The organism is Luteimicrobium xylanilyticum (assembly GCF_009429125.1).
In the GTDB taxonomy this organism is placed as follows: Bacteria; Actinomycetota; Actinomycetes; order Actinomycetales; family Cellulomonadaceae; genus Luteimicrobium; species Luteimicrobium xylanilyticum.
Window position 1 is genome coordinate 3478644 of record NZ_CP045529.1, and the last position, 24674, is coordinate 3503317.

The following is a 24674-nucleotide window of genomic DNA, read 5'->3' on the forward strand; positions in this document are numbered from 1 at the left end:
GGGGGGACGGGGTGGCCGTGGGGGCTGGTCACGTGGCGGTGAGCGCGACGTGGGTCGGGCGGTCGAGCAGTGCGCCGCGGCCGACCCCCGGGCGTGCCGGCGCGCCCGCGAGCCACGTCTCCCGTACGACGCCGCGCAGCTGGGCGCCGTCGTACGCGGTGACGGGGTTGCGGTGCTCGAGCCGGGTCGCGTCGACGACGAGCTCGGCGTCGGGTGCGAGCACGGCGAGGTCGGCACGACGGCCGGGGACGATCGCGCCGCGGTCGTCGAGGCCGACCAGCCCGGCGGTCGCCGAGGCCATCCAGCCGACGACGCTCGCGAGGGGGACCCCGCGCCGCTCCGCCTGGGTCCACACGGCCGCGAGCCCGAGCTGGAGCCCGGCGATCCCGCCCCAGGCGGCGGCGAAGTCGCCGCCGCCCGCGGTCTTGAGCTCGACGGTCGACGGCGAGTGGTCGGTGACGACGAGGTCGATCGTGCCGTCGTCGAGCGCCTCCCAGAGGAGGTCCTGGTTGCGGGAGCCCCGGATGGGCGGGGCGCACTTGAACCGGGTGGCGCCGTCGGGCACGTCGGTGTCGGTGAACGTCAGGTAGTGGGGGCACGTCTCGGCCGTGACGCGCAGCCCGTCGGCCTTCGCGGCCCGCAGGACGGGCAGCACCTCGGCGCTCGACACGTGCAGGACGTGGGCCCGGCCGCCGGTGCGGCGCACGCCCTCGACGACGTGCTCGACGGCCGCCACCTCGGCCCCGTCGGGCCGGGACGCGAGGTAGCCCGCGTAGCCGCGCCCGCCGCCGTACCCGTGCGGGAGCTCGTCGGGGTCCTCGGCGTGCACGATGAGGAGCCCGTCGAACTCCGCGAGCTCGTCGAGGGCGGCGTCGAGCTGCGTCCGGTCGAGGTGGGGGAACTCGTCGACGCCGCTGGGCGCGAGGAAGCACTTGAAGCCGAACACCCCGGCGTCGTGCAGGGCCCGCAGGCTCCCGAGGCTGGACGGGATCGCCCCGCCCCAGAACCCGACGTCGACGGCTGCGGCACCTGCCGCGGCGGCCCGCTTCACGTCCAGCGCCTCGGGCGACACGGTCGGCGGGATCGAGTTCAAGGGCATGTCGACGATCGTCGTGACGCCCCCGGCCGCGGCCGCGGCCGTCGCCGTCGCGAAGCCTTCCCACTCGGTGCGCCCGGGCTCGTTGACGTGCACGTGCGTGTCGACGAGCCCCGGGATCAGCACCTCGTCCGGGCAGAGCGTGCGGTCCTCGACCGCGTCGAACCGCGCGTCGGCGGGCCCGACGGCGACGATCGTCCCGCCCGTGACGGCGACGGCCGCGGGGCGTTCGCCCTCGGGCAGCACGGCACGGCCACGGAGCACGAGGTCCGGCCTGCCGCCGTGGCCTCCCGTCAGCCCGCCCATCGTTCCCACGTCCATCTCCCCCGCCCCTTCCGTCCACGCTCGAGCTCGTAGGCGAGCCGGGTGCTGGGACCCTGCTCGTCGCCCTCCCACAGCACGACGCGCACCGGCGTGACCGTGAACCCACGCCACGTCGGCGGCGGGTCGAGCGGTCCCGGGTGCGCGGCGTCGAACGCCGCCCAGCGGGCGCGGCGCTCGGCCGGGCCGAGCTGCGCGGTCCCGACGTCGTTCAGCCACGCGAGCAGCTGCAGGTATCGGCTCCGGTTCCGGAAGGCCGCGAGCGCCTCCGCGGGTGTCGCGGGCGCCACGTCGCCCGTGACGACGACCTGGCGGGCCACCTCGGGCTGCAGCAGGGTGACGGTCGCCCGTGGCGCGACCCCGAGCTCGACGACCTTGCGCGAGCGCGAGTCGGTGTGGAAGTGCACGCGTGCGCCGTCGAACAGGGACAGGAGGACGGTCCGTGCGTCCGGGTACCCGTCCACGCCCGTCGTCGACAGCGTCATGACGGGGGTCTCGCCGCTGCCGGGCGCGGGGAGCCAGTCCGCCAGCAGCCCGAACGGCTCGTCCGGCGGGACGCTCGGGGGGTACGGCAGCCCCGTCATGCGCGACCCGCAGGGTCGAACGTCGCGATCTCCCGGAGCGCGGCGGTCGCCTGGGCGACGGACTCGTCCCACAGGAGCTTCCCGTACTCGGCGGTCGCCTGGGTGGGGTCGCCGACGACGCCGGGCGTCCCGAAGTCGTCGGAGAGCCACCCGAAGCTCACGGGTTTCCCGTTGAAGCCGATGTGCTCGAGGTCGGCGAGGTGCTCGGGCACCCAGCGGTCGGCGACGGACAGGTCCACGAGGTGGGGGCGCAGGTGCATGATGATCGACGTCTCGGCGGTCCCGCCGTGGATGCCGAGCCCGCGCTCGTCGAGGCCTTCGCCGTGCGGCGGGTCGGTGCGGGTCAGCGTCGGCATGAGGAAGGTCCGCAGCCCGTAGAGGCGCCGGATCTCACGGAGCGCGACCTGCAGGAGCGCGACGTTCCCGCCGTGCCCGTTCGCGAAGACGAGGGTGCCGGCCCCCATCTCGGCGACCGACCGACCGACCTGGACGACGGTGTCGAACATCGTCGTGGCGTCCAGCCAGACGGTGCCGGGCGCCCAGCTGTGCTCGTCGGACTTCGTGTACGCGATGGTCGGGAGGGCCCACACGTCGAGCCCGCCCGCGGCGGCCGCGTCGACCGCGGCGTTGCCGATCTCGTCGGCGAGCAGGTAGTCGGTCTGCAGCGGCAGGTGGGGCCCGTGGTGCTCGATCGCGCCGGTGGGCTGCACGACGATCGTGTCCTTCGTGAAGCGGCCGGCGAGCGTCGGGCCCGGGAGCTCGACGAGCCGACGGGTGCCGCTCACTTGCCGAACCCGGGGATCGCGGCGGGCTGCGCGGACGCCGTGGCGTCCCCGACGACGACGCCCTCGGGGGTCCCGAGCTTGCCCGGGTTGAGCAGGCCCCCCGGGTCGGTCGTCGCCTTGAGCGCGAGCAGCTCCTCGACGCCGTGGTCGACGTAGTACTGGTGCGGGCTGTGGACCCGGACCCCGAGCTCCTGGAGCTTCGGGTACCCGGCGTAGACGTCGTCGGCCCCGGTGTAGGGCGCGGTGAGCATCCCGATCGGGAACCGGTGCGCGGCCTCGATGTGGAGCATGCCGCCGGGGTAGACGGCGTGGACGTCGTCGATCGCGTCGATGAGCGCCTCGCCCCCGACCTCGACGTGGAAGTACACGGTGTCGGGCTCGTTCTTCTTGAGCCACCAGATGGGGTGGTTGTAGGACAGCATCGAGACCTTGAGGGTCTGCTGGGCTCCCTCGCGGACGTCGGTGATCGCGCCGCCGGCGGCGGTGACGAGCTCCTCCGCCCGGTCGAGGACGGTGGCGTCGAGGATCGCGCGGAGCGACGCCTTCCCCTTGACGATCGCCGGGTCCGCGGGAAGGCGGTCGGCGACGAAGGGCAGGTCGGCGCTGACGAGCCGCGGCGCCGGGTCGAGCTCACGCAGCGAGCGGACCGCCGCGAGCGCGCCCCCGAAGTCGTCAAAGCTCGCGTAGACGGCCCGCCAGTCCTGCAGCGGCTCGAGCCGGACGGTGGCGCGGGCGATCACGCCCGCGGTCCCGTAGGTGTGGACGAAGGTCTGCGCCTCCTCGCCCTCGACGTGCCGCAGGGTGCTCTCGCCGGGGAGCGCGACGTCGAGCGCCGTCACGAAGCCCTCCCAGTTGGAGCCGTGCGTGATCGACCCCGTCCCGCCGGACCCGCCGGAGAGGAACCCGCCCAGGGTGGACTGCGCCGTCGACGGGTACATCCACAGCTGCTGTCCCGCCGCGTTCGCGGCCTGCTCGAGCGCGACCATCGGCGCGCCCGCCTCGGCGGTGACCCAGCCGTCGCCGACCTCGACGACCGCGCGGGCGCGCGACGTGTCGAGGACGAGCCCGCCCTGCAGCGGGATCCCCTGCCCGTAGTTCCCGGTGCCCTTGCCGCGCGTGGTGACGGGGACGTCGTGCGCGGCGGCTGCGGCGAGCACCTGGGCGATCTGCTCGGCGTTCGTCGGGTAGGCGACGAGGTCGGCCAGCCCGAGCGGGAGCTGTTCGCTCAGGATGGGGCTCATGGTCGCCTCGTCGACGGACGCCCTCGCGCGGGTGCGCTCGTCGTCGCTGACGCCGCGGTCGCCCAGAACGGCGACGAGCTCGGCGCGCAGGGCGGCGACGGCCTCGGGTGATGCGGTCATGGGGGGTCTCCTTCGGGGGCGGAGCGGGGCGGGGTGCGAGGGGTGCCGGGGCGCGGGTCTCGGGAGGAGTGGCCCGCGCCCCGGCGCGGCCGGCTAGAAGCCGATCGAGGTGTCGAGGAACTTGTTGGTGAACAGGTCGTCGGCCTTGAGCCCGGACTTCACGTGGCCGCCGCTCTTGCTGAAGATCGGCTCCGCGACCTTCATGAGGTCCTGGATCCGGCTCGCGCTCATGTCACCGACGTAGTCGTTGTCGCCGTTGGTGGCGATGTTCAGCGAGCGCATCTGCTTGGCCGCGAAGGCCCCGACCTCGGCGTCGTACGTCCAGCCGTTGTTGTAGGCGTTGACGAGCTTGACGATGAGGTCGTTGGTGGGCGTCGGGTCCTTGAAGTAGTCGACGTCCGCCTGCTGCATGACGGGGACGAGCTTTTCGAGGCAGGGGCTGAGCTTGGTGAGGTCCGCGTTGCGCACGGACATCGTCTCCGGGTACGGGGACCAGCCCGTGTCGGCGATGAGCTGGTACTGGACCGGCTTGGCCCATGCGCCGACCTCGTGCTCGTAGACGTACGGCTCGGCGGTCGCGAAGCCCTGCTGCCCGTCCTTGCCCTTCGCGGTGACGAACTTCGCGGGCGTGCCGTCGTAGCTGCCGTCGGTCGTGGCCTTGGGGAGGATCCCGCTCTCCGTCAGGTAGGTCATGTAGGCCGCGCCGTTGAAGTAGCGGACCACGCCGCCGTCCTTGTCGAGCGCCTTGCCGAGGTCGGCGATCGTCTTGACGTCGGGGTACGTCTTCGGGTCCCACATGACGACCATGGGGGACTTGTCGTTCTCGGCGAACACCGCCGTCGTCGGGAGGCTGCCGGAGAACTCGATCGCCTCGTCCGTGGAGACGTAGCCCATCGTGATGCTCTTGTCCTGGTACATCTGGGCGCTGACCGTCGAGTAGCCGATCGCGGGTCCGCCCGCACGGATCTCGAGCTTGACGCCCGTCGGCTTGCCGTTGGCGTACAGGTCCCCCGTGACGGACTTCTTCTCGGTGTCGATCGACGGGTTCGGGCCGAGCATCTGGTACAGGTGCGCGTGGTCGGCCTCGGGGTTCCAGTCGGTCTGCACGACGACGGTCGCCGGGCACACGCTCGACAGGTCGACTGCGGGCCCGGTGGCGGCCGCGGACGATGTCGCGCCGGCGGACGTGCCGCTCGTGCCGCCGCTGCAGCCGGCCAGAGCGACGACGGCGACCGTCACGGACGAGGCGACGGCGATGCGGGTTCTGGTGCGCATGGGTGCTCCGTTTCAGGGGTCGGGAAAGACAGGGGTGGGCGGGTGGAGGGGGATCGCGGCGTCCGCGGCGCGGCGCCGGGCGGTCAGCGGAGCGGGACGCTCAGCTGAAGTCGTACCAACGGCCCACGGCGAGGCGGCCGAGGAGACCGAAGAGGAGGAACACGGCGACGCCGAGCAGCGAGGCGACGATGATCGTGGCGTAGAGCTCGGGGCCCATGAGCCGCGACGCCGTGACCTGGATAAGCACACCCAGGCCGGGGTTGCCGCGCTGGAAGAACTGGTCGCCGACGATCGCGCCGATCACCGACAGGCCGGCCGACGTGCGCAGCCCCACGAAGATCGACGGCATCGCCGCGGGGAGCTGCAGCTTGGCGAGCCGCGTCCCGCGCCCGGCGCCCTGGAGCTGGAACAGCTCGCGCTGCCCCTTGTCCGTGGACTGCAGCCCGAAGAGCGTGTTCGACACCATCGGGAAGAGCGCGATCATCACGGTCACGATCACGCGGGACGGGAAGCCGTACCCGAACAGCGCACCGATGAGCGGGACGAGCGCGAGGATCGGGACGCACTGCAGCACGACCGCGTACGGGTACAGCGAGCGCTCGAGCCACTTGGCCTGCGACATGACCACGGCCCACGCGACGCCGATGACGATGGCGATCGCGAGGCCTGTGAGGGCGACGGTCGTGGAACGTCCGAGCGCCTGCCACAGCTCCTGGTTGAACGTGGCCTGCGTCGTGTCGTGCACCAGCGCCTGGAGCACGAGGTGCGGGTAGGGCACGAGGAACGCGAGGCCCTTGGACTTGTCGTAGTAGGTGGCGACGAGCCACCACACCCCGACGAGGAGGGCGAGGACGACGACGGGCTGCCACCACTGGGCGCGGGCGCGCTTCTTCGTCCGCCGGACGGCGATGCTGGTCGCCCTGGCCGCTCGGCGCTCGGTGACTTCCTGCAGGGTGACCATCAGCGGTGTCCTTCCCGGAGGGCGCGGGAGACCTCTCCCACGAGCTCGGCGAACTCGGGCGTGAAGCGGATGTCGGGGTCGCGGGGCATGTCGCGGGTCATAGGGAACGGCACGTCGAAACTGCGGACCACCGTCCCGGGGCGCCCCGACATGACGACGACCTTCGTGGACAGGTAGACCGCCTCCGAGACCGAGTGCGTGATGAACAGGCCCGCGAAGCGCTGCTCGACGAACAGCCTCAGGAGCTCGTCGTTGAGGCGCTCGCGGGTGATCTCGTCGAGCGCGCCGAACGGCTCGTCGAAGAGGAACAGCTCGGGGTCGAGCGTGAGCGAGCGCGCGAGGGACGTCCGCATGCGCATGCCGCCGGAGAGCTGCTTCGGCAGGTGCTTCTCGAAGCCGGTGAGCCCGACGAGCTCGATCGCGCGGTCCGCCTTGGCGCGCCGTTCCTCCTTGGACCGGCCGCCCAGCTCGGCGAGCAGCTCGACGTTGTCCCGCACGGACCGCCACGGCAGGAGCGTGGCGTCCTGGAAGACGTAGCCGATGCGGGACGCGTCGACCTGGGCGGTGCCGTCGGACGCGTGCTCGAGCCCGGACGCGATCCGCAGGAGGGTCGACTTGCCGCAGCCCGAGGGCCCGACGACGGAGACGAACTCGCCCCGGTCGACCGTGAGGTGGACGCCGCGCAGCGCGACGGTGCCGTCGGGGAACGTCATCTCGACGTCGTGGAAGTCGAGCAGCGTGCTGGTCACCGTTGTGGTGACGGGGGCTGTGGCGGTGGACACGGGTACCTCTTCCTCGTGCTCGGGCGGGGGTGCGCGGTGGTGCGGCTCAGCCCACGGGGACCGGGTCGGGTGCGGGGACGCCGGCCGGTGCGGCGAGCGTCGTGGTGAGGGTCGAGCGGGCGACGACGCTCCCCCGGTGGACGACGACGCGGTCGGCGGAGGCGGTCGCGACGGCGTCGGCGAGGCTCTCGCCCCGGACGGCGAGCAGGTCCGCCCGGGCGCCGGGCCGCGGTCCGGCGGGGGGCAGCCCGAGGACGCTCCGTGCGCCGTCGGACACGAGCCCGTAGGCCTCGGCGGGCGACAGGTGGCCGGCGGTGACGAGCAGCGACGCGGTCTCGAGGGCGTCGCCGCGCCCGACCGGGTTGAAGGGGTCACGGACGTTGTCGGCGCCGGCGGCCACCCGCACCCCGGCGTCGAGGAGCGCGCGGATCGCCGTGAGGCCGCGGGGGGTGCCGACGGGCGCGTCCCAGCCCTGCAGGTACAGGTTCGTGATGGGCAGGGTGATGACGCCCAGGTCCGACGCCGCGACCTCGGCGACGACGCGGTCGCGCTCGTCCGGCGCGAGCGTGCCGAGGCGGACGCAGTGTCCCGCGGAGTACTGCCGGTCGCGGGGCCAGTCCCGCACGGCCAGCGCGTACGCGTCGAGCGTGACGGGACCGTCGAGGCTCTCGTCGGTGTGCAGGTCGACGGGCAGGCCACGCCGGCCGGCGATCGCGAGGAGGCGGTCGAGGTCGGCGAGCGGGTCGTCCGCGAGGTGCGGCGCCCCTCCGACGACGTCGATCCCGAGGTCGAGCACCGCCTCGACGTGCTCGTCGGGGCAGTGGGGCCCGGCGAGCGCGACCAGCTCCAGGTCGACGAGCGAGCCGAGCTCCTCGCGCACCGCGACGAGGGCCCGCGCGCCGCGGGTCGCCTGCTCGACGGTCGCGGTGCCGTCGCCGCTGAGGACGTCGACGTGGCTGCGGATCGCCGTCGTGCCGGACGCGAGCATCTGGAGCACCTGCGCCCGGGCCCGCGCGGCGATCGACTCGACGGTCATGGTCTCCGCGTACGCGCGCCACGCCTCGATCGCCGAGCCGAGGTCCCCGAGGGGCGGCGCGGCGAGCTCGAAGCTGCGCGCCTTGTCGAGGTGGGCGTGCGGCTCGGCCGGGGCGGCGAGCAGGACGTAGCCGTCGAGGTCCAGGACGTCCCCGGCCCCTGCGGCGACACCGCTGCCGGCGGGCAGCACCTGCGTGACGACCTCGCCCTCGACGACCACGTCGGCGGCGTGGCCGTCGGCCAGCGTGACACCGCGGAGCAGCGAGACGGGGCGGGGTGGCTGTGCGCTCACGACGGTCCTCCCGAGGGTCGGTGACGGCTGGACGACACACCCTCGTGACGACCGATGGATGTTGATGGGATCAACATCGAGGACGCTACGGAGCGCTCGTTTCCGCCGCGTAACGCGTCGTGCCGCGCGTGTAAAGAGTGATCGACGGCTCCGCTCGCACGGAGACGGGACGGTTACGGTCCAGGCATGAGCCCCATCGCCTCCCCGGCCGTCCCCACCCTGGAACGGGTCGTCGACGAGCAAGCGCAGCGAGTCGGAGCGCGGATCCGCGCCCTGCGCCGCGCGCACGGGCTGACCCTCATCCAGGTCGCCGAGCGGACCGGTCTGTCGCATCCGTTCCTCAGCCAGCTCGAGCGCGGGCACGCGCGGCCGAGCATGGTCTCGCTCGAACGGATCGCCCGGGCGCTCGGCACGAGCCAGGTCGAGCTCCTCGCCGCCGGCGACCCGGAGCAGCGCGACCCCGACGACCCGCGCCCGCAAGTGCTGCGTTCGTCGGAGGGCGCGCGCGGCCCGTTCTCGCAGGGCGAGGCCCGGCTCCTGGTACGCGGTGCCCGCGCGTTCGAGCCGCTCGAGTGGGTCGGGGCCAACACCGACCCGGGCGACTACTACCTCCACGACGAGGACGAGTTCCTCTACGTCATCGAGGGTGACGTGCTGCTCGACCTCGGCGACGACGGAACGGCCCGGCTCGGGCCCGGCGACTCCGCCTACTACCGGGGTGGCACACCGCACCGCTGGCGCTCCGCCGACGGCACACAGTTCCGGCTGGTCGTCGTCAAGCAGAAGCCGCAGCTCCCCGACCCACCGACCGGCCGCCGACGCGACAGGAGCCAGCCGTGAACCCGACCGCACCCGACACCACGCGCCGCGTCGTCGTCGTCGCCAAGGAGAGCCTCGCGGACGACGTCGTCGCCCTGACGCTCGCGTCCGTGGACGGCTCCCCGCTGCCCGCGCCCGAGCCCGGGGCCCACGTGGACCTGACCCTGCCGGGCGCCCACGGCGGAGGCGGTCACGCCGAGGGCGGCGTGCTCGAACGCCAGTACTCGCTGTGCGGCGCGCCCGACGCGCGGACCTGGACCGTCGCGGTGCTGCGCGAGCCCGCGGGGCGCGGGGGCTCGGCCTGGGTGCACGACACCCTCGCCGTCGGCCACGAGCTGACCGCGCGGGGCCCGCGCAACCACTTCGTCTTCGACGCGGGCTCGCCGGCCGTCCTCGTGGCCGGCGGGATCGGGATCACGCCGCTCCTGCCCATGATCGCGGCGGCCGAGGCCGCGGGCACGGACTGGGTGCTGCACTACGCCGGCGCGAGCCGGGCGCGCATGGCCTTCGCGGACGAGCTGGCGGCCAAGCACCCGGGTCGCGTGGTCCTGCACGTCGCGGACGAGGGCGGCCGGGCGGACCTCGACGCCCTGCTCGGGGATCCGGCCGCATTCCCGGCCGGCGCGCAGGTCTACTGCTGCGGGCCGGCGCGGCTCATGGCCGGTGTCGAGGACGCGGTGCGCGCGTGGCCCCGCGGCTCGCTCCACCTGGAGCGGTTCGAGCCCAAGGACGCCGCGGCGGACCCGGACGCCGACGTGGCGTTCGAGGTCGAGCTCGAGCTCTCGGGGACCACCGTCGCCGTCCCCGCGGACCGCACGATCCTCGAGTGCGTCGAGGACGCCGGGGTGCTCGTGCTGTCGTCGTGCCGCGAGGGGACGTGCGGCACGTGCGAGACGCCGATCGTCTCGGGCGAGGCCGACCACCGCGACTCGGTCCTGACCCCCGACGAGCAGGCCGAGAACCGCACGATGATGCTGTGCGTCTCGCGGGCGGCCGCGGGCTGCCCCCGCCTCGTCCTCGAGCTCTGACGGTCGCCGGGGACCGGTCGCCTCAGACGCGCTCGGCCGCGTCGAGCGGCCCACCGGTCAGGGCCGAGAGCCGGCCGAGGCCGGCCTCCGCGACCAGCCGCTCGGCGACCGGCCGGGCAGCGGCGACCGCCTCGGCCACGTCGACGCGGACGACGTCCCCGCCGAGCACGCTCGGCTCGCCGTCGACCCAGACCTCCTCGACCTCGCGCGAGCCCGCGACGAACACGACGGCCTGGTAGGGGTCATGCACGTTCGCGAGCGTCGGCGACTCCCCGTCGAGGACGACGAGGTCCGCCTTCTTCCCCGGTTCGAGCGACCCGATCTCCGCGTCCATGCGCAGGGCGCGCGCGCCGCCGATCGTCGCCAGCTCGAACGCCTCGCGGGCCGTCATCGCGGTCGCCTGGAGGTCGCGCGTGCGGGCGAGCAGGGCCGCGGCCTTCATGGCCTGGAGGTAGTCCTGGGCATCGTTCGACGCCGGCCCGTCCACGCCGATGCCGACGTCGACGCCGAGCGCACGCAGCTCGGCGACGGGCGCGATGCCGCTGGCGAGGATCATGTTCGCGACCGGGTTGTGCGCGACCCCGACCCGGTGCTCGGCGAGCAGCTCGCGGTCGCGCCGGTCCACCCAGACGCAGTGCGCCGCGATCGTCGGGACCGCGAACAGCCCCTCGTGGGCACAGTGCGCGACGGGGCTGCGCCCGGTCCGCTGGAACGTCGCCGTGACCTCCTCGCGTACCTCCTGCAGGTGGATGTGCACGCCTGCGCCGTGGTCCGCCGCGTAGGCGACGGACCGCTCGAGCGCCTCGGGCGTCTGCCGGCCGACGACGGAGATCCCCACCCGGAACGTCGAGAGCCGGCTGGCGTCGGCCGCCTCGCGCAGCGCGTCCCACTCGCCCGCGATGGCGTCGAAGCCGAAGTCGCGGTCGGCGTCGCCGGACCCGAACGACACGACCCCGCGCAGGCCGACCTCGTCGAGGGCGCGCACGACGCCGGGCGTGACCGGGCCGCGAGCGCCCGGGTCCGAGCAGAACATGTCGTTGGCCGTGGTGACGCCGCTGCGCAGGAGCTGGATCGCCTGGAGCGTCGTGCCCGCGTGTGCGGCGCCGTCGTGCATCACGGGGTTGACGTGGTCGATGAGCGCGTGCAGCCACTCCCAGAGCGTGTACTGCGAGCCGATGCCGGTGATCAGACCCTCGCTGAAGTGGCCGTGCGTGTTGACGAAGCCGGGCGTCACGATGTCGTGCTCGCCGCCGCGCACGGTGGCGGCCGGGTACCGGGCGGACAGCTCGGCCCAGGTGCCGACCTCCGCCACGCGGTCCCCGCGGAGGAGGACGGCCCCGTCGCGGACCCACGCCGGCGTCGCCGCCCCGTCGGGTGCAGCGGTCAGCACCCAGCGGCCCCGGACGAGGGTCACGGGGTCGGTCGCGGTCGCGGCAGCCGGAGGGGTCGGGGGCGTCGTGTCGTCCGTCATGGCGGGGACGCTACGCATGCCGCGTTACAGGCACGTGACACGCGGCTGGTAGAACGGCCCGCATGCTGCACGTCACCTCCGCGGAGCGCGTCCTGGTGGACGCCGCGACCGAGCGTCCCGGCACGGACGGCCCCCTGGTCGTCGACGACGGCGCCCCCGACGTCACCTCGCTCGACGCGTCCGGGTGCGTGGTCACGCCCGGGCTCGTCAACGCCCACCACCACCTGCTCCAGAGCGCGTTCCGCACCCTGCCGGGCACCCGTGGCGTCCCGATGGCGCAGTGGCTCCCGACCATGGCGGCCGCGTACGACGGCGCCGGGCACGACCCGGAGCTGTACGGCGCGGCCGCGGCCGTCGGCGCTGCGGAGTCGCTGCTCAGCGGCGTCACGACCGTCGCGGACCACCACCTCAACTGGCCGCACGACGTCGACGCGGAGCGGACGGTCGACCTGGCCCGGGCGACCGCCGCCGCGGTGCGCACGGTCGGGGCACGCCTGGTCCTGGTGCGCGGCTCGGCCCGCGAGGACGCCGCGCGGGCCGCCCGGTCGGCCGACGCGATCGTGCGGGCGCTGCTCCCGGACGGCGCGGCCAGGGCTGGGGTGAGCGACGACGGGATGCTGCAGCTCGCCGTCGGGCCGGCGGGCGTCCACTCGGACGACGAGGCGACGTTCAGTGAGCTCGGCGCCGTCGCGGCGGAGCACGGGCTGCGCCGCCGCACCCAGGCGAACGAGCAGGTCGACACGGCCATCGCCCTCGAGCGCTACGGGCGCCGCCCGGTGGACCTGCTCGAGGCGTGGGGCTGGCTCGCCCCGGACGTCACGGTCGCCCACCTGTGCGACGTGACGGACGACGAGATCGCGCGCCTCGCGGCCGCCGGGGTCACGGCCACCCACGCGCCGGGGTGCGACGTCCCGATGGGCTGGGGCGTCGCCCCGGTCGCCCGGATGCTCGACGCCGGCCTGACGGTCGGCCTCGGCACGAGCGGCGGCGGCAGCAACGACGCGGGCCACCTCCTGGCCGACGCGCGCCTCGCGATGCAGGTCTCCGCGCTCGTCGGGCCGCAGCTCCCGGCGCGCACCGTGCTGGGCATGGCGACGGCGGGCTCGGCGGCGGGCCTGGGCCGGTCGGAGCTGGCGACGCTCGGGCCGGGTACCGCGGGCGACCTGTGCGTCTGGGACGTGTCGGGGGTGGCCGACGCGGGCGTGGCCGACCCCGTCGCGGGACTGCTCTGGGCGGCGCCCGGCCGGCGGCCCCGGCACGTCGTGGTCGGCGGGCGCGTGGTGGTGCGGGACTACGCGCTGGTCGACGCGGACGAGCGCGAGATCGTCGCGAACGTCCGGACCCGCCTGGGACGCACGCCCCGCGTCCGGGCCTCGACCGCCCAGGTACGACGAAGCCCCGGCCGCTCGCAGCGGGCCGGGGCTTCGGAAGCTTAGGTGGTGACGCGGTGCAGGGGGGATACCGCGTCACCGCTGCACACCATAGCCCACTCTCGCGGCAAGAGTGAAACCCCTGGTCCCGCATACTTCGTCGACCGGTTCACCGGCTGGTTCGCCGGCGCCCCGGCCGCCAGCACGTAGGCTCGCGAGTCGTGAGCGTCCCCTCGATCGTCGTGGTCGTGCCGAGCCGCGACGACGCCGTCCTGCTGCGCCGCTGCCTGGCCGCCCTGGCTGCCGGGACGCGCCGCCCGGACCGCGTCGTCGTCGTCGACGACGACTCCTCGGACGACACCGCCGACGTCGCCCGGGCCCACGGGGCGACCGTCGTGACGGAGCGCGCGCACGGGATCTGGCCGGCGTCGGCGGCCGGGTACGACGCGACGACGGAGGACGTGATCGCCCGGCTCGACGCGGACTCGGTGCCGGCGCGGGACTGGGTCGAGCGCCTGGCCGACCGCTTCGCCGGCCCCGACTCCCCCGACTTCCTGACGGGCCGGGGTTGCTTCTACGGCCCTCGGCACGTCGTGAACTGGCTGGGCGACCACGCCTACCTCGGGGGGCTGTACACGTTCGTCGGTCCGTACCTGGGCCACGCACCGCTGTTCGGGTCGTCGATGGCGATGCGTCAGGAGGCGTGGCGCGAGGTGCGGACGCTCGTCCACCGCGACCGCGCCGACATCCACGACGACCTCGACCTCAGCTTCCAGGTGCGCCCGTGGATGCGGGTGGTGCACGACGACGCGTGGGTCGTCGGCGTGTCGGCGCGGCCGTTCGACTCGTGGTCGGCGCTGGGCCGGCGCCTGCGCTGGGTCGTCACGACGGTGCGCGTGTGCTGGCCGGAGTCACGCCCGTTCCGGCACCGCGCGGAGCGGCGCGCGTGGCGTCGTCGTCACTCGGCCGACGACGGCGCAGCCCGGTAGAGCCGGACGAGGTCGGCCGTGAGGGCGGCGGGCGCCGTCTCGTTGGGACTGTGCCCGGCGCCGTAGACGCCGAGCTCGGCGCCGATGCTCGCGGCGAAGCGCGCGTGCCGCCGCACGGGCCACAGGTCGTGCCGGCCGACCGCGACCAGCTTGGGCACCGGCAGCGCCGCGACGGCGTCCCGCACGTCGGGGATCGCCATCATGAGGGCGATGGTGTCGTCCACGCTGTCCCGTCGGGTCGCGCCGAGCCGTGCGCGGACGAACGCGAGCCGGTCGGCGTCGACCCGGTTGAGGTTGTTCCGGACACCCCAGAGCATGAGGGTCGCCGCGACGCGCGGCCCGAACGTCCCCGACGCCCAGCCGATCCACGAGACTCCCCGGAACCCGTTGCCGTACCCGGGCGGGGTGGAGAGGAGCGTGAGGCTGCGCACGAGCTCCGGCCGCGTGACGGCGACGAGCTGCGCGACGATCCCCGCGAACGAGTACCCGACGACGTGCGCGGGCTCCCCCGCCTCGAGCAGCGCGGTCACGTCCGCGAGGTAGAGCGGGTAGTCGTACGACGGCGACGGGCTGGTCCCCGCGGCGGCGACCCCGCGCGGCCCCGCGCCCGCGGACTCGTACTGCCCCGCGAGGTCGACGGACTCGCTGTCGAACCCGGCGTGCGCGAGGAGCGGCATGACGAGCGCGAAGTCCTCCTTCGACCCGGTGAGGCCGGGCAGCAGGACGACCCGGCCCCCGACCCCGTTCCGCGCGGCGTCGGGGTCGGCGGGGAGCGTCACGGCGGCCAGCGTCCCGCTCGGGACGCGCACGCCGTGGTAGCGCGCACCCGCGACGGGTGCCGCCCAGTCGATGCCCGTGCGCTCGCTCACCGCTTCTCAACGTAGCGGAGAGCTCGGCCTCCGGGGTCGTGACCGACCCGTGACCTGCAGATGCTGGCGCCCGGCGCCCCCACCGGCGAGGCTGGGGCGCTATGAGGCTCACGGCGACGATGTTCCAGACCCTCGACGGCGTCGTGCAGGGACCCGGCGGGCCCGACGAGGACCGCAGCGGCGGGTTCGACCGCGGGGGCTGGCTCGCCCCGTACGCGGACGAGGGCATGAACGAGGTCGTGACCGCGGTCTTCGGGCGCGCAGCGGCGTTCCTGCTGGGCCGCCGGACCTACGACATCTTCGCGGCGTACTGGCCGACCGCGCCGCGCGAGGTCGACGGCGCCCCGGACGTCGTCGCGCAGCGCCTCGCCGACCTGCCCAAGCACGTCGTCTCGACGACGCTCACCGACCCCGCATGGGCGGGCACCGAGGTCGTGGGTCGCGAGGGCGCGGACGTGCACTCCGCCGTCGAACGGCTCAAGGAGGCTCCGCCGTCGTCGGTCGGGGACGAGCTGCAGGTGCACGGCAGCCCGACCCTCGTGGGCTGGCTCGTGGCGCAGGGCCTGCTCGACGAGCTCCGGGTCCTGACCTTCCCCGTGGTCCTGGGCCACGGGGAGCGGCTGTTCCCGACGGGGTCCGCGAGCGCCGCCTTCACGCTCGGTGACGTGCGGCGGACGGGCAGCGGGATCGTCGTGACGACGTACCGCCCGGCCGGGCGGCCGGTGTACCGGTCGGTCGACGGCTGAGCGCCCTCACCCGCCGCGGGCCGCGCGGCCTCCTGGGGCCGGCACGGTCGGGTCGACGTCGTCCGGCAGGTTGGCGTGCAGCGGCTCCCGTGCCGTCTTGGCCCACCCGCGGGCGCCCCGGAGCTGGCGCAGGAGGGCGTTCGCGATCGCAGGGTAGATCAGCCACGAGTACACGACGTACGGGACCAGCCCCACGACGGCGCTCAGCGGCCCGGTCCGCCGCCGACGTGCGGACAGCAGCAGCGCCACGAAGGTCGGCACCACGGCGATCGCCACGAAGAACACCACGGTCGGCCACCAGACGCTGAAGAACGAGACGTCGAGGAACACGGCGAAGCACACGGCTGCGACGAGGCCGGCGCCCATGGCGAGCTGCAGGGCCGGCGTCAGGAGGTACAGGGCCGCGTCGACCTTCGCGACGGCGGGGACGTCCGCCCGCCCGACGCCGCCCAGGAGCCCGAGGGCCTGCCAGGCACCCTGGGCCCACCGGGTCCGCTGACGGTAGAGGCGGCGGAGGTTCGTGACGCCCTGCTGCTCGACGACGGTGTCGACGGTCTGGCGGTTGCGCCAGCCGGCCTGGACCATCCGTACCCCGATGTCCTGGTCCTCGGTCAGCCGGTCGCGCCACGGGCCCCGGGTGACGCCGTCGGGCACGGCGTCGTCGGTCACCACGTCGTCCAGCGCGGAGAGACGGTTGGCCTGCCCGTTGCCCCCCATGTTCGCCGTGCCCCAGCGTGACCGGCCGAGCTGGTAGACGAACGCGGAGACGGCGAACTCGACGTCCTGGGCCCAGGTCAGGTAGCGCGCCCGGTTGTAGATGCGCACGAGGACCTGCACCCCGCCGGTGCGCGGGTCGGCGAACTGGGGAGCGATCACGACGGGAGCGTCGGGAGCGAGCCGGCCGTCGGCGTCGACGACGCACACGATCACGTCGTCCCGGGACCACGCCCTGTACTCGGGGTCCTCGAGGAGCACCCGTCCGACGTGGTCCCAGGCGTCGTCGAGCGCCGCAGCCTTGCCGCAGCGCGCGCGGGGCGGCTCGCGGCGCAGCACCCGCAGCCCGGGGACGTCGAGTCCCGCCAGGATCTCGGGGGTCGCATCGTCCGACCCGTCGTCGACGACGAGGATCACGCGGTGGGTGGCGCGGACGGCTGCGAGGCGCGCGACGCTGTCGGCGACGGTGACCTCCTCGTTGAGCGCGGGCACGACGAACACCCACAGGTAGTCGCTCTCGCGGGCGCCGGTCACCTCGGGGCCCTGGGCTGCGCCCCGGGCCTGGCGGCGCGGCTCCCCGAGACCCACGCTCACCACGACGCCGAGGACGACGAGCGCGAGCAGCGCGACGACGAGCAGCACCCAGAGCAGGTCCTGCGCCCAGGCCACGAGACCCCAGTACGGGTCCCACCAGCCCGACGGGACGGCGGCGGGGGTCACCGGACGATCACGTCCTCGATGAGCGGCTCGCTCTGGTCGGGGGTGGCGGGCGCCTCGGGCGTCGGGTGGTGGGCGACGACGAGCGACGGGACGCGGCGGTACCCGGCGGCGTCGAGGACGACCGCGCGCGAGTAGCCGGGACCGAACGGCTGCGGGCGCGGCGCGTCGAGGAGCACGTTGTCGAAGGACTCGACGATCCGGTCGACGGCGTGCCCGTCCCCGTAGGGGTTGGTGCGTGCCGCCACCTTGGCGTGCCGGTCGGGATCGTCGAGGAGCCGTGCGGCGGCGGTCTCGATCCGGTCGGGGTCGGTCCCGACCAGCTCGAGGGTCCCGGCCTCGATCCCTTCGCCTCGCTCGGTGCTCGTGCGGGTCACGAGCACGGGGACCCCCAGGGCCGGCGCCTCCTCCTGGATGCCGCCCGAGTCGGTGATCACCAGCGTGGAGCGCGCGAGCATACGCGCGAACCCGAGGTACTCCATGGGCGGGACGAGCGAGACGTTGGCCGAGCCGTCGAGCACGTCGTGCAGCGAGGCCGCGACGGCCGGGTTGGGGTGCACGGGGAGCACGAAACGCACGTCCGGATACCGCCCGGCGAGCCGGCGCACACCCGTCGCGATGCCGTGCAGGCCGTCGCCCCAGTTCTCCCGGCGGTGCGCCGTGACGGTGACGACGCGCGTGAACTCGTCGTGCTCGAGGTCCGCGAGGCCGTCGGGACCGTAGGGGGCCCGCCGCTCGGCGGCCCAGCGCAGCGCGTCGATGCCCGTGTTGCCGGTGACGAAGATCCGCCGGATGTCCACCCCCTCCCGGACGAGGTTCTGGGCGTTGAGCTCGGTCGGCGCGAGGTGGAACGTCGCGATCCGGGCGATGAGCTGCCGGTTGAGCTCCTCGGGGAACGGCGACAGGGTCGACCGTGTCCGGAGACCGGCCTCGACGTGGACGACGGGGATGCGCAGGTGGAACGCGGCGAGCGCGGCCGCGGCGGCGCTCGTCGTGTCGCCGTGCACGACGCACGCGGCGGGGTAGGCGTCGATCGGGCGGTCGTTGACGTCCGGCGTGGACTCCCCGAAGCGGTCGTGGACGTAGGACTCGAGCCCGCGCAGCACGCCCGCGAAGAGCTCGTTGAGCGTGACGCCCGGATGCCCCACACGGAGGTTCCGGTCGACGGTCAGGCCCGCCAGGCCGAGCACGTCCTCGACGAGGGTGGGGTGCTGACCCGTCGCGACGACGACGGGCGCGATCCTGGGATGCTGCCGCAGCGCCGCGACCAGTGGGAGGAGCTTGATCGCCTCGGGCCGGGTGCCGGCCACCACGAGCAGCGGCACGTCGACGTCGGGCTCCTCGACGGCACGCGGGATCCGATGCTGTCTTCCGAACTGAGTCTCCACACTTCGAGGTTCTCGCTATCCGGGCGAACCTTCTCGTCGGGACGCCCGCCGCGCGCCGAGTTCGCCCACGCGGGCACGACCCGGCAGGGTGGAGCCATGCGCGTCGTCGCCCACCGAGGCAACTCGTCCGTCGCCCCCCAGAACACGCTCGCCGCGTTCGAGGCCGCCTGCCGCGTGGACGCGGACGCCGTCGAGCTCGACGTGCGGCGCACGCGGGACGGTGCGCTCGTCGTCATCCACGACCGTGACGTCGCCCGCACGACGGACGGCTCCGGGCGGGTGAAGGACCTCACGCTCGCCGAGCTGCGCGAGCTCGACGCGGGCGCCCGCTTCTCCCCCGCGTTCGCCGGTCAGCGTGTCCCCGAGCTCGGCGAGGTGCTGGACCTGGTCGCGCGCCACCGCTCCGTCGGGGTGTTCGTCGAGCTCAAGGGCCTGTGGCGGCCCGACGACGCACGCCGGGTCGTCGACGCCGTCCAGTCCGCGGGGCTGGGCTCGCGCGCCGTCTTCCAGAGCTTCCGGCGGCGCACGGTCGCCGCGCTGCGCGACGCCGCCCCGGACCTGCCCCGCGCGCTCCTGGTGGAGCTGTGGACGCCCGACGTCGTCCGCGCCTGCCGGCATCTGGGGGTGACGGCCTGCAACCCGGCCAAGCGGCTGCTGCGCGAACGGCTGTCGCGGGTGCGCGAGCTCCACGACGCCGGCCTCGAGGTGTACCCGTGGACGCTCGACGACCCGGTCGCCTGGACCGCGGTCATGACCGCGGGCGTCGAGGGCGTCATCACCAACCAGCCCGACCGTCTGCGCGGCTGGCTGGACGGGCGGTCGCTCCCTCCGGGAGCCGCCGGCGGCCTCGATCCCGCGTAGCGGCGATACTGAGACGATGATCTCTCGCTCCCTCGCCCGTGCCCTGCGTGACGCGGGCGTCCGCTGGACGCCCCAGGACGGGGACCGGTTCGCGCTCGACGCGGACGGTCTCGACGAGCAGGTGTTCACGGTCTCGGACATGACGATCGAGGAGCACCACTACGACACCGGCTCGGTCCTGGGCTTCAACGGGACCACCGAGTGGGCGCTCGACTCGGTCGCGCTCGAGGACGCGCTCTGGCTGCCCGCGGAGCACCAGCTCCGTGACCTGCTGGCGGGGACGTTCCGCTCGTTGACCCGCGCGCCGGCCGGGGCCGGCTGGACGGTCGCCGTCGTGCTCCCCGAGGGCGAGCGCACGTTCAGCGCGGACGACCCCTCGGACGCGTACGCCGAGGCGCTGCTGACCCTGGTCCGCGCGGCCGCCGCCTGAGACCGGCGGACGCCGGCCGCACCCGGTCCGCTAGCGTGTCAGGCATGACGTGGCTCGTGACCGGCGGTGCCGGCTACATCGGATCCCATGTGGTGCGTGCGTTCGTGGAGGCGGGCATCGAGCCCGTCGTCGTGGACGACCTGTCGTCGGGGCACCGGGCGTTCGTGCCCGACGGCTCCGGGGGTGCACCCGCCGTACCGTTCGTCGAGGCCTCGATCCTCGACACGGACACGCTCGTCGCGACGATGCGCGACCACGCCGTCACCGGCGTCGTGCACCTCGCCGGCTTCAAGTACGCGGGCGAGTCGGTCAAGCGTCCCCGCCACACCTACACGCAGAACGTCACGGGCACCGTGAGCCTGCTCGAGGCCATGGCGCGGACGGGCGTCGACCAGATCGTGTTCTCGTCGTCGGCGGCCACCTACGGCACCCCCGACGTCGACCTCGTGACCGAGCAGACCGAGACCCACCCCGAGTCGCCCTACGGCGAGTCGAAGCTCATCGGGGAGTGGCTTCTCGCCGACGAGGCCAAGGCCGCCGAGGCCACGGGGGGCGCACCGTTCCGCCACACCTCGCTGCGGTACTTCAACGTCGTCGGCTCCGGCTCCCCCGACCTGTACGACACCAGCCCCCACAACCTCTTCCCGCTGGTCCTCGACGCGCTCCTCGAGGGCCGGACTCCCCGCATCAACGGCACCGACTACCCCACGCCGGACGGCACGTGCGTGCGCGACTACGTGCACGTCGCCGACCTCGCCGTCTCGCACGTCGCGGCCGCGCAGGCGCTGGCCGCGGGCCGCGAGCTGGCGCCCGTCTACAACCTCGGCTCCGGCGACGGCGTCTCGGTGCGCCAGATCATGGACGCGATGGCCCGCGTGACCGGCATCGACTTCACGCCCGAGACCGCACCCCGCCGCCCGGGTGACCCGGCACGCATCGTCGCGTCGGGCGAGGCGGCCGCGCGCGACCTCGACTGGAAGATGCGGCACACGCTCGACCAGATGGTCGAGTCCGCCTGGGAGGCTCGCCGGGCCCACCCCGCCTGACGGCGCACCGCTGCCGGACGGTCAGGCCCAGCCGAGCTCGTGGAGACGCTCGTCGTCGATGCCGAAGAAGTGCGCCACCTCGTGGACGACCGTGACCACGACCTCCTCGACGACGTCCTCGCGCGTCTCGCAGATCGCGAGCGTGGGGTTGCGGTAGATCGTGATCCGGTCGGGCAGGGCGCCCGCCGCCCACCAGGCGCCGCGCTCGGTGAGCGGCGTGCCCTCGTAGAGCCCCAGCAGCTCGGGGTCGTCGGCGGGCGCGTCGTCCTCGACGAGCACCACGACGTTGTCGATCTGGGCGGCGAGGTCGCGCGGGATCTCGTCGAGGGCGTCCCGCACGGCGTCCTCGAACTCCTCGCGCGTCATCTCCACCACGCGCCCATCCTCGCAGGAGGGACGACGCCCACGAGTCGGCCGGCGGCGGCGCCTGTACACTGGCCGTCGTCCCTGAGCCCCCATCGTCTAGCGGCCTAGGACCCCGCCCTTTCACGGCGGTAGCACGGGTTCGAATCCCGTTGGGGGTACGCGAGCGGTCGGCCGACCGAGCATCGAGACCGGATTTCGGGATCGGCGCTCCGGTGGGATACGATCCTCTCGGTTCGCTTCACGGAGCGGATCACCACCAGGCCCTGTAGCGCAGTTGGTTAGCGCGCCGCCCTGTCACGGCGGAGGTCGCGGGTTCAAGTCCCGTCAGGGTCGCTCGACAGCGACACCCGGTCACGTCGAAACGACGCGGTCGGGTGTTTCCGTCAGGGCTCTGTAGCTCAGTTGGTAGAGCGTTCGACTGAAAATCGAAAGGTCACCGGATCGACGCCGGTCGGAGCCACCGCAGAAGGACCCTCGGGACTCGTCCCGAGGGTCCTTCGCCGTCTCCGGGACCGAACACCGGCCGACCCTGCCACCAGCCTCCTTACCCTGCACCCGACCTGCGCACTCGATAGTCTCGGAGGGGGCCCGGAGCGTCGTCGACCTCACGACGACACCGGGCCACGGAGAGGGAGGACGCATGAGCGACTGGGACGACGGTCGGCCCGCCTCGGAACAGCGACCGTCGCTCGGGCGGCTCGTCGAGAAGGCCGCCGAGCAGGTCACCCGCATCGCACGCACCGAGATCGAGCTCGCCAAGGCGCAGCTCGTCGAGAAGGCCAAGAACGCCGGGATCGGCATCGCTCTGCTCGTCGTGGCGGGCATCCTCGGCTTCTTCATCCTCGTCTACCTGGTCTTCGCCGGGTATCTCGGGCTCAACCACGTCTTCGTGGACTGGCTCGCCGCGCTCCTCACGGCCGCGGGACTTCTGATCATCGTCGGCGTGCTCGCGTTCGTGGGCGTCAAGGCGCTCCAGCGGGGCGTCCCGAAGACCGACGAGACCGTGGAGAGCCTCAAGCAGGACGTCGCCGCGCTCAAGGGAGGTGGTGCCCGATGAGCACCAAGGAGACCCAGCTCCAGGAGGAGCTCGCCCAGGCCCGCGCCGAGCTCGCGAGCACCGTCGACGAGCTGTCGGGGCACCTCGACCCTCGTGCCCAGGCGTCGCGCTTCGCCGCGTCGACCAAGCAGGCGGCCACGGACACCGCCGGCCTCTTCACGGGGGACGGCATGCCCCGCCAAGAGCACCGCGCGCGGAACGTCAAGGTGCTCGTCGGGGCCGGAGTCGCGGTCCTCGCGCTGGGCCTCCGGGCGGTCCTGCGCAAGCGCTAGTCGCGTCCGAAGCGTTCCCCGGCGTGCCGCCGGGGAACGCTGCTCTGCGCCGTCAGTCCTTCTTCGCGTCGTCGTCCGAAGTCGTCGCGGCGCCGAGCAGCGCCCGCACCTCCGCCTCGGGATAGCGACGGTGGCCGCCGAGCGTCCGGATGTAGGAGAGCTTCCCCGCCTTGGCCCACCGGGTGACCGTCTTCGGGTCGACGCGGAAGAGGCTCGCGACCTCGGCCGGGGTCAGGAGGACCTCGGGCTCACCCTGCATGCCGTGTGCAGTCATGCTCCACCTCCACTGGGCGCCGCACGGCCCGGCGGGGTGCCGGGCGCCCTCTGCACGACGCCACATGTCCCTTCCATGATGACAGTCCGCGCAAAGTCGACTACTCGGGCGATGGGTGAAATGAGGCGAGAGGCCGCGAGCGGGAGGAACGGCGCGCGTGCGTGATGTCGGACACGTCGAGCGCCCCTGGACGCCCGCCGCCGGGGCTGTTCCGGGGCGGACAGCCCCCTCCGGAGGGCTCTCGGCGCGACCCGCCCGGCCCGCGAGTGGTCGTAACCGCCTCCGAGCATGTACCGTTGTGCACTGGAACAGACGAGACATCACCAGGGCCGCACGCGTTTTGCGCGTCGCCTGCCCTGGCTTTCACGTTGAGGGGGTCGAGCCATATGGGACGCGGCCGTCAGAAGGCGAAGCAGACCAAGGTCGCTCGCCGATTGAAGTACTACAGCCCCGACACGAACTACCACGCGCTCGAACGCGAGCTCGGCGGAAGTTCGTCGCACACCGACGTCGCCACCGACTCGAGGCTCGAGTCGAACGACGACGAGTTCCAGGATCGCTATAACGACTGGAACGACGAGCGCTGACGTCTCCGTCGGGTGATGCCGCCCGCCTGCCGGCGTGCGGCATCACCCCGGGGTCTCAGCCCCGGTAGCTCCCCACCATGCGCACCGCGCCCGCGTGGACTCCCTTGGTGCCGGTGACGAGGTCCTCACCGATCGACGTCGACGGGTCGTGCTGCTCGACTGTTCCCAGCACCCAGGCCGGCAGCCCCAGCGCCTCGCACCGCGCGAGCGCCGCGTCGACGCCCTCGGCCCCGACGATCGCGACCATGCCCACGCCCAGGTTCAGGGTGTTCTCGAGGTCGCGCTGCGGCACCTTCCCGAGGTCCCGCACGGCGCGGAACACGGCGGGCACCTCCCAGGACGCCCGGTCGACCGTCGCGACGGTCCCCGCCGGAAGGACGCGCGCCAGGTTCGCCGCGAGCCCTCCCCCGGTGACGTGGGTGAACCCGTGGACCTGGGCCGCGTCGTCGGCGGCCAGCGCGAGGCAGTCGCTCGCGTAGACGCGCGTGGGGGTGAGCAGCTCCTCGCCGAGCGTCCGGCCGAACTCGTCCACGTGGCGGTCGAGCTCCCAGCCCGCGTGCTTGACGACGGCGCGCACCAGCGAGAAGCCGTTCGAGTGCAGGCCCGACGACGCGAGCCCGATGAGCACGTCACCGGGACGCACCCGGTCGGGACCGAGGAGGGCGTCCGCCTCGACGACGCCCGTCGCGGCGCCCGCGACGTCGTACTCGTCGGGGCCGAGCAGGCCCGGGTGCTCGGCAGTCTCGCCGCCGACGAGCGCCGTCCCGGCCACCTCGCACGCGGCCGCGATGCCGCGGACGACGTCGGCGATCCGCTCGGGCACGACCTTGCCGCACGCGATGTAGTCCGTCATGAAGAGGGGCTTCGCGCCCACCACGACGATGTCGTCGACGACCATGCCGACGAGGTCGAAGCCGATCGTGTCGTGCACGTCGAGGGCCTGCGCGATCGCGACCTTCGTGCCCACGCCGTCGGTCGACGTCGCGAGCAGCGGGTGCCGGTAGCGGGTGAGCGCCGCCGCGTCGTACAGGCCCGCGAACCCGCCGACGCCCCCGAGCACCTCGGGGCCGTGCGTGCGCCGCACCGCGTCCTTCATGAGCTCGACGGCCTTGTCGCCGGCCTCCGTGTCGACGCCCGCGGCGGCGTAGGTCAGACCATCGGTCACAGGGGATCTCCAG

The 24674-nt window shown here is 73.8% G+C and carries 26 protein-coding genes and 3 tRNA genes; 14 read left to right on the forward strand and 15 right to left on the reverse strand.

From position 1 onward, the window contains the following. Positions 1-28 precede the first annotated feature (28 nt). From allB to KDY119_RS15470, 8 genes are all read right to left on the reverse strand, one after another. Complete coding sequence (gene allB, locus KDY119_RS15435; protein WP_227994377.1) at positions 29-1417, reverse strand: allantoinase AllB; 1389 nt, start codon at positions 1415-1417, stop codon at positions 29-31. Beyond that, a complete protein-coding gene (locus KDY119_RS15440) occupies positions 1390-2001 on the reverse strand; it encodes a pyridoxine/pyridoxamine 5'-phosphate oxidase (RefSeq protein WP_085997977.1) in 612 nt (203 codons plus the stop codon). The genes allB and KDY119_RS15440 overlap by 28 nt, the downstream gene beginning before the upstream one ends. Beyond that, positions 1998-2786 (reverse strand): creatininase family protein, encoded by a 789-nt coding sequence (locus KDY119_RS15445; protein ID WP_036947450.1) that lies wholly within the window; start codon positions 2784-2786, stop codon positions 1998-2000. Before KDY119_RS15445 ends, KDY119_RS15440 begins: the two co-directional genes overlap by 4 nt. Then, the gene (locus tag KDY119_RS15450; protein WP_036947451.1) at positions 2783-4147 is read right to left on the reverse strand and encodes an FAD-binding oxidoreductase; all 1365 of its coding nucleotides are present in this window, start codon (positions 4145-4147) and stop codon (positions 2783-2785) included. The genes KDY119_RS15445 and KDY119_RS15450 overlap by 4 nt, the downstream gene beginning before the upstream one ends. A 93-nt stretch (positions 4148-4240) precedes the next feature. After that, positions 4241-5422 carry a substrate-binding domain-containing protein gene (locus KDY119_RS15455; protein ID WP_036947452.1) on the reverse strand — a complete coding sequence of 394 codons (1182 nt, stop codon included), beginning with the start codon at positions 5420-5422 and terminating at the stop codon, positions 4241-4243. 100 nt (positions 5423-5522) lie between these two features. Beyond that, positions 5523-6383 carry an ABC transporter permease gene (locus KDY119_RS15460; protein ID WP_153022512.1) on the reverse strand — a complete coding sequence of 287 codons (861 nt, stop codon included), beginning with the start codon at positions 6381-6383 and terminating at the stop codon, positions 5523-5525. Further along, positions 6383-7165 carry an ABC transporter ATP-binding protein gene (locus KDY119_RS15465; protein ID WP_036947453.1) on the reverse strand — a complete coding sequence of 261 codons (783 nt, stop codon included), beginning with the start codon at positions 7163-7165 and terminating at the stop codon, positions 6383-6385. The genes KDY119_RS15460 and KDY119_RS15465 overlap by 1 nt, the downstream gene beginning before the upstream one ends. 46 nt (positions 7166-7211) lie before the next feature. Beyond that, on the reverse strand, positions 7212-8492 hold the full coding sequence (locus KDY119_RS15470; RefSeq protein ID WP_194174460.1) for an amidohydrolase family protein: 1281 nt from the start codon (positions 8490-8492) through the stop codon (positions 7212-7214). 186 nt (positions 8493-8678) lie between these two features. Between KDY119_RS15470 and KDY119_RS15475 the strand changes: the two genes are divergently transcribed. Both KDY119_RS15475 and KDY119_RS15480 read left to right on the forward strand, forming a co-directional pair. Then, positions 8679-9332, forward strand: coding sequence for a helix-turn-helix domain-containing protein (locus KDY119_RS15475; RefSeq protein WP_051136301.1), 654 nt, complete (start codon positions 8679-8681; stop codon positions 9330-9332). Then, entirely contained in the window at positions 9329-10339 is a 1011-nt protein-coding gene (locus KDY119_RS15480; protein ID WP_036947454.1) for a PDR/VanB family oxidoreductase, read from the forward strand. Before KDY119_RS15475 ends, KDY119_RS15480 begins: the two co-directional genes overlap by 4 nt. Positions 10340-10361: 22 nt before the next feature. Here KDY119_RS15480 and KDY119_RS15485 read toward each other — a convergent pair whose 3' ends face one another. Then, positions 10362-11810 carry an amidohydrolase family protein gene (locus KDY119_RS15485; protein WP_153022514.1) on the reverse strand — a complete coding sequence of 483 codons (1449 nt, stop codon included), beginning with the start codon at positions 11808-11810 and terminating at the stop codon, positions 10362-10364. 62 nt (positions 11811-11872) lie between these two features. Between KDY119_RS15485 and KDY119_RS15490 the strand changes: the two genes are divergently transcribed. Both KDY119_RS15490 and KDY119_RS15495 read left to right on the forward strand, forming a co-directional pair. Then, positions 11873-13246: an amidohydrolase family protein gene (locus tag KDY119_RS15490; RefSeq protein ID WP_153022515.1), complete on the forward strand. Its 1374-nt coding sequence runs from the start codon at positions 11873-11875 to the stop codon at positions 13244-13246. A gap of 155 nt (positions 13247-13401) precedes the next feature. Then, on the forward strand, positions 13402-14169 hold the full coding sequence (locus KDY119_RS15495) for a glycosyltransferase (RefSeq protein WP_036947455.1): 768 nt from the start codon (positions 13402-13404) through the stop codon (positions 14167-14169). Here KDY119_RS15495 and KDY119_RS15500 read toward each other — a convergent pair. Continuing rightward, positions 14139-15038, reverse strand: coding sequence for an alpha/beta fold hydrolase (locus tag KDY119_RS15500; protein ID WP_153022516.1), 900 nt, complete (start codon positions 15036-15038; stop codon positions 14139-14141). The two genes, KDY119_RS15495 and KDY119_RS15500, sit on opposite strands and share 31 nt — an antisense overlap. A 101-nt stretch (positions 15039-15139) precedes the next feature. On the opposite strand from KDY119_RS15500, the gene KDY119_RS15505 reads away from it, so the two are divergent. Further along, on the forward strand, positions 15140-15784 hold the full coding sequence (locus KDY119_RS15505) for a dihydrofolate reductase family protein (RefSeq protein ID WP_036947456.1): 645 nt from the start codon (positions 15140-15142) through the stop codon (positions 15782-15784). 6 nt (positions 15785-15790) lie between these two features. Here KDY119_RS15505 and KDY119_RS15510 read toward each other — a convergent pair whose 3' ends face one another. Next, positions 15791-17218 (reverse strand): glycosyltransferase, encoded by a 1428-nt coding sequence (locus tag KDY119_RS15510; RefSeq protein WP_051136302.1) that lies wholly within the window; start codon positions 17216-17218, stop codon positions 15791-15793. Next, positions 17215-18603: a non-hydrolyzing UDP-N-acetylglucosamine 2-epimerase gene (gene wecB / locus KDY119_RS15515; RefSeq protein WP_051136303.1), complete on the reverse strand. Its 1389-nt coding sequence runs from the start codon at positions 18601-18603 to the stop codon at positions 17215-17217. The genes KDY119_RS15510 and wecB overlap by 4 nt, the downstream gene beginning before the upstream one ends. Before the next feature lie 96 nt (positions 18604-18699). Here wecB and KDY119_RS15520 point away from each other — a divergent pair, with 96 nt between their 5' ends. The 3 genes from KDY119_RS15520 to galE are packed head-to-tail and all read left to right on the forward strand — an operon-like array spanning position 18700 to position 20940. Then, positions 18700-19464 carry a glycerophosphodiester phosphodiesterase gene (locus KDY119_RS15520; protein WP_051136304.1) on the forward strand — a complete coding sequence of 255 codons (765 nt, stop codon included), beginning with the start codon at positions 18700-18702 and terminating at the stop codon, positions 19462-19464. 16 nt (positions 19465-19480) lie between these two features. Beyond that, the gene (locus KDY119_RS15525; protein ID WP_036947457.1) at positions 19481-19894 is read left to right on the forward strand and encodes a hypothetical protein; all 414 of its coding nucleotides are present in this window, start codon (positions 19481-19483) and stop codon (positions 19892-19894) included. Between the two features lie 44 nt (positions 19895-19938). Next, entirely contained in the window at positions 19939-20940 is a 1002-nt protein-coding gene (galE, locus tag KDY119_RS15530) for a UDP-glucose 4-epimerase GalE (protein WP_036947458.1), read from the forward strand. A 21-nt stretch (positions 20941-20961) separates the two neighbouring features. Here galE and KDY119_RS15535 read toward each other — a convergent pair whose 3' ends face one another. Then, positions 20962-21306, reverse strand: a complete 345-nt coding sequence (locus KDY119_RS15535; protein WP_051136428.1) for a metallopeptidase family protein — start codon at positions 21304-21306, stop codon at positions 20962-20964. Between the two features lie 85 nt (positions 21307-21391). Here KDY119_RS15535 and KDY119_RS15540 point away from each other — a divergent pair. From KDY119_RS15540 to KDY119_RS15560, 5 genes are all read left to right on the forward strand, one after another. After that, positions 21392-21464, forward strand: a tRNA-Glu gene (locus tag KDY119_RS15540). A gap of 101 nt (positions 21465-21565) precedes the next feature. Continuing rightward, a tRNA-Asp gene (locus tag KDY119_RS15545) sits at positions 21566-21639 on the forward strand. A gap of 54 nt (positions 21640-21693) precedes the next feature. Continuing rightward, positions 21694-21766, forward strand: a tRNA-Phe gene (locus KDY119_RS15550). Between the two features lie 180 nt (positions 21767-21946). Further along, positions 21947-22363, forward strand: a complete 417-nt coding sequence (locus tag KDY119_RS15555; protein ID WP_036947460.1) for a phage holin family protein — start codon at positions 21947-21949, stop codon at positions 22361-22363. Beyond that, positions 22360-22635: a DUF3618 domain-containing protein gene (locus tag KDY119_RS15560; RefSeq protein ID WP_036947461.1), complete on the forward strand. Its 276-nt coding sequence runs from the start codon at positions 22360-22362 to the stop codon at positions 22633-22635. The genes KDY119_RS15555 and KDY119_RS15560 overlap by 4 nt, the downstream gene beginning before the upstream one ends. Positions 22636-22687: 52 nt before the next feature. Here the strand turns inward: KDY119_RS15560 and KDY119_RS15565 are convergent, their stop codons facing one another. Beyond that, positions 22688-22909, reverse strand: coding sequence for a BldC family transcriptional regulator (locus tag KDY119_RS15565; protein ID WP_036947462.1), 222 nt, complete (start codon positions 22907-22909; stop codon positions 22688-22690). Positions 22910-23295: 386 nt separating this feature from the next. On the opposite strand from KDY119_RS15565, the gene KDY119_RS15570 reads away from it, so the two are divergent. Beyond that, positions 23296-23496, forward strand: coding sequence for a DUF3073 domain-containing protein (locus KDY119_RS15570; RefSeq protein ID WP_036947463.1), 201 nt, complete (start codon positions 23296-23298; stop codon positions 23494-23496). Positions 23497-23551: 55 nt separating this feature from the next. Here KDY119_RS15570 and purM read toward each other — a convergent pair whose 3' ends face one another. After that, on the reverse strand, positions 23552-24661 hold the full coding sequence (gene purM / locus KDY119_RS15575) for a phosphoribosylformylglycinamidine cyclo-ligase (protein WP_153022517.1): 1110 nt from the start codon (positions 24659-24661) through the stop codon (positions 23552-23554). Positions 24662-24674: the final 13 nt, after the last annotated feature.

Coding starts and splice junctions, on each gene's coding strand:
- allB (WP_227994377.1), bottom strand. CDS start 1,417: ATGGACGTGGGAACGATGGGCGGGCTGACGGGAGGCCACGGCGGCAGG.
- KDY119_RS15440 (WP_085997977.1), bottom strand. CDS start 2,001: ATGACGGGGCTGCCGTACCCCCCGAGCGTCCCGCCGGACGAGCCGTTC.
- KDY119_RS15450 (WP_036947451.1), bottom strand. CDS start 4,147: ATGACCGCATCACCCGAGGCCGTCGCCGCCCTGCGCGCCGAGCTCGTC.
- KDY119_RS15455 (WP_036947452.1), bottom strand. CDS start 5,422: ATGCGCACCAGAACCCGCATCGCCGTCGCCTCGTCCGTGACGGTCGCC.
- KDY119_RS15460 (WP_153022512.1), bottom strand. CDS start 6,383: ATGGTCACCCTGCAGGAAGTCACCGAGCGCCGAGCGGCCAGGGCGACC.
- KDY119_RS15475 (WP_051136301.1), top strand. CDS start 8,679: ATGAGCCCCATCGCCTCCCCGGCCGTCCCCACCCTGGAACGGGTCGTC.
- KDY119_RS15485 (WP_153022514.1), bottom strand. CDS start 11,810: ATGACGGACGACACGACGCCCCCGACCCCTCCGGCTGCCGCGACCGCG.
- KDY119_RS15490 (WP_153022515.1), top strand. CDS start 11,873: ATGCTGCACGTCACCTCCGCGGAGCGCGTCCTGGTGGACGCCGCGACC.
- KDY119_RS15505 (WP_036947456.1), top strand. CDS start 15,140: ATGAGGCTCACGGCGACGATGTTCCAGACCCTCGACGGCGTCGTGCAG.
- KDY119_RS15520 (WP_051136304.1), top strand. CDS start 18,700: ATGCGCGTCGTCGCCCACCGAGGCAACTCGTCCGTCGCCCCCCAGAAC.
- KDY119_RS15525 (WP_036947457.1), top strand. CDS start 19,481: ATGATCTCTCGCTCCCTCGCCCGTGCCCTGCGTGACGCGGGCGTCCGC.
- galE (WP_036947458.1), top strand. CDS start 19,939: ATGACGTGGCTCGTGACCGGCGGTGCCGGCTACATCGGATCCCATGTG.
- KDY119_RS15535 (WP_051136428.1), bottom strand. CDS start 21,306: ATGACGCGCGAGGAGTTCGAGGACGCCGTGCGGGACGCCCTCGACGAG.
- KDY119_RS15555 (WP_036947460.1), top strand. CDS start 21,947: ATGAGCGACTGGGACGACGGTCGGCCCGCCTCGGAACAGCGACCGTCG.
- KDY119_RS15560 (WP_036947461.1), top strand. CDS start 22,360: ATGAGCACCAAGGAGACCCAGCTCCAGGAGGAGCTCGCCCAGGCCCGC.
- KDY119_RS15565 (WP_036947462.1), bottom strand. CDS start 22,909: ATGACTGCACACGGCATGCAGGGTGAGCCCGAGGTCCTCCTGACCCCG.
- KDY119_RS15570 (WP_036947463.1), top strand. CDS start 23,296: ATGGGACGCGGCCGTCAGAAGGCGAAGCAGACCAAGGTCGCTCGCCGA.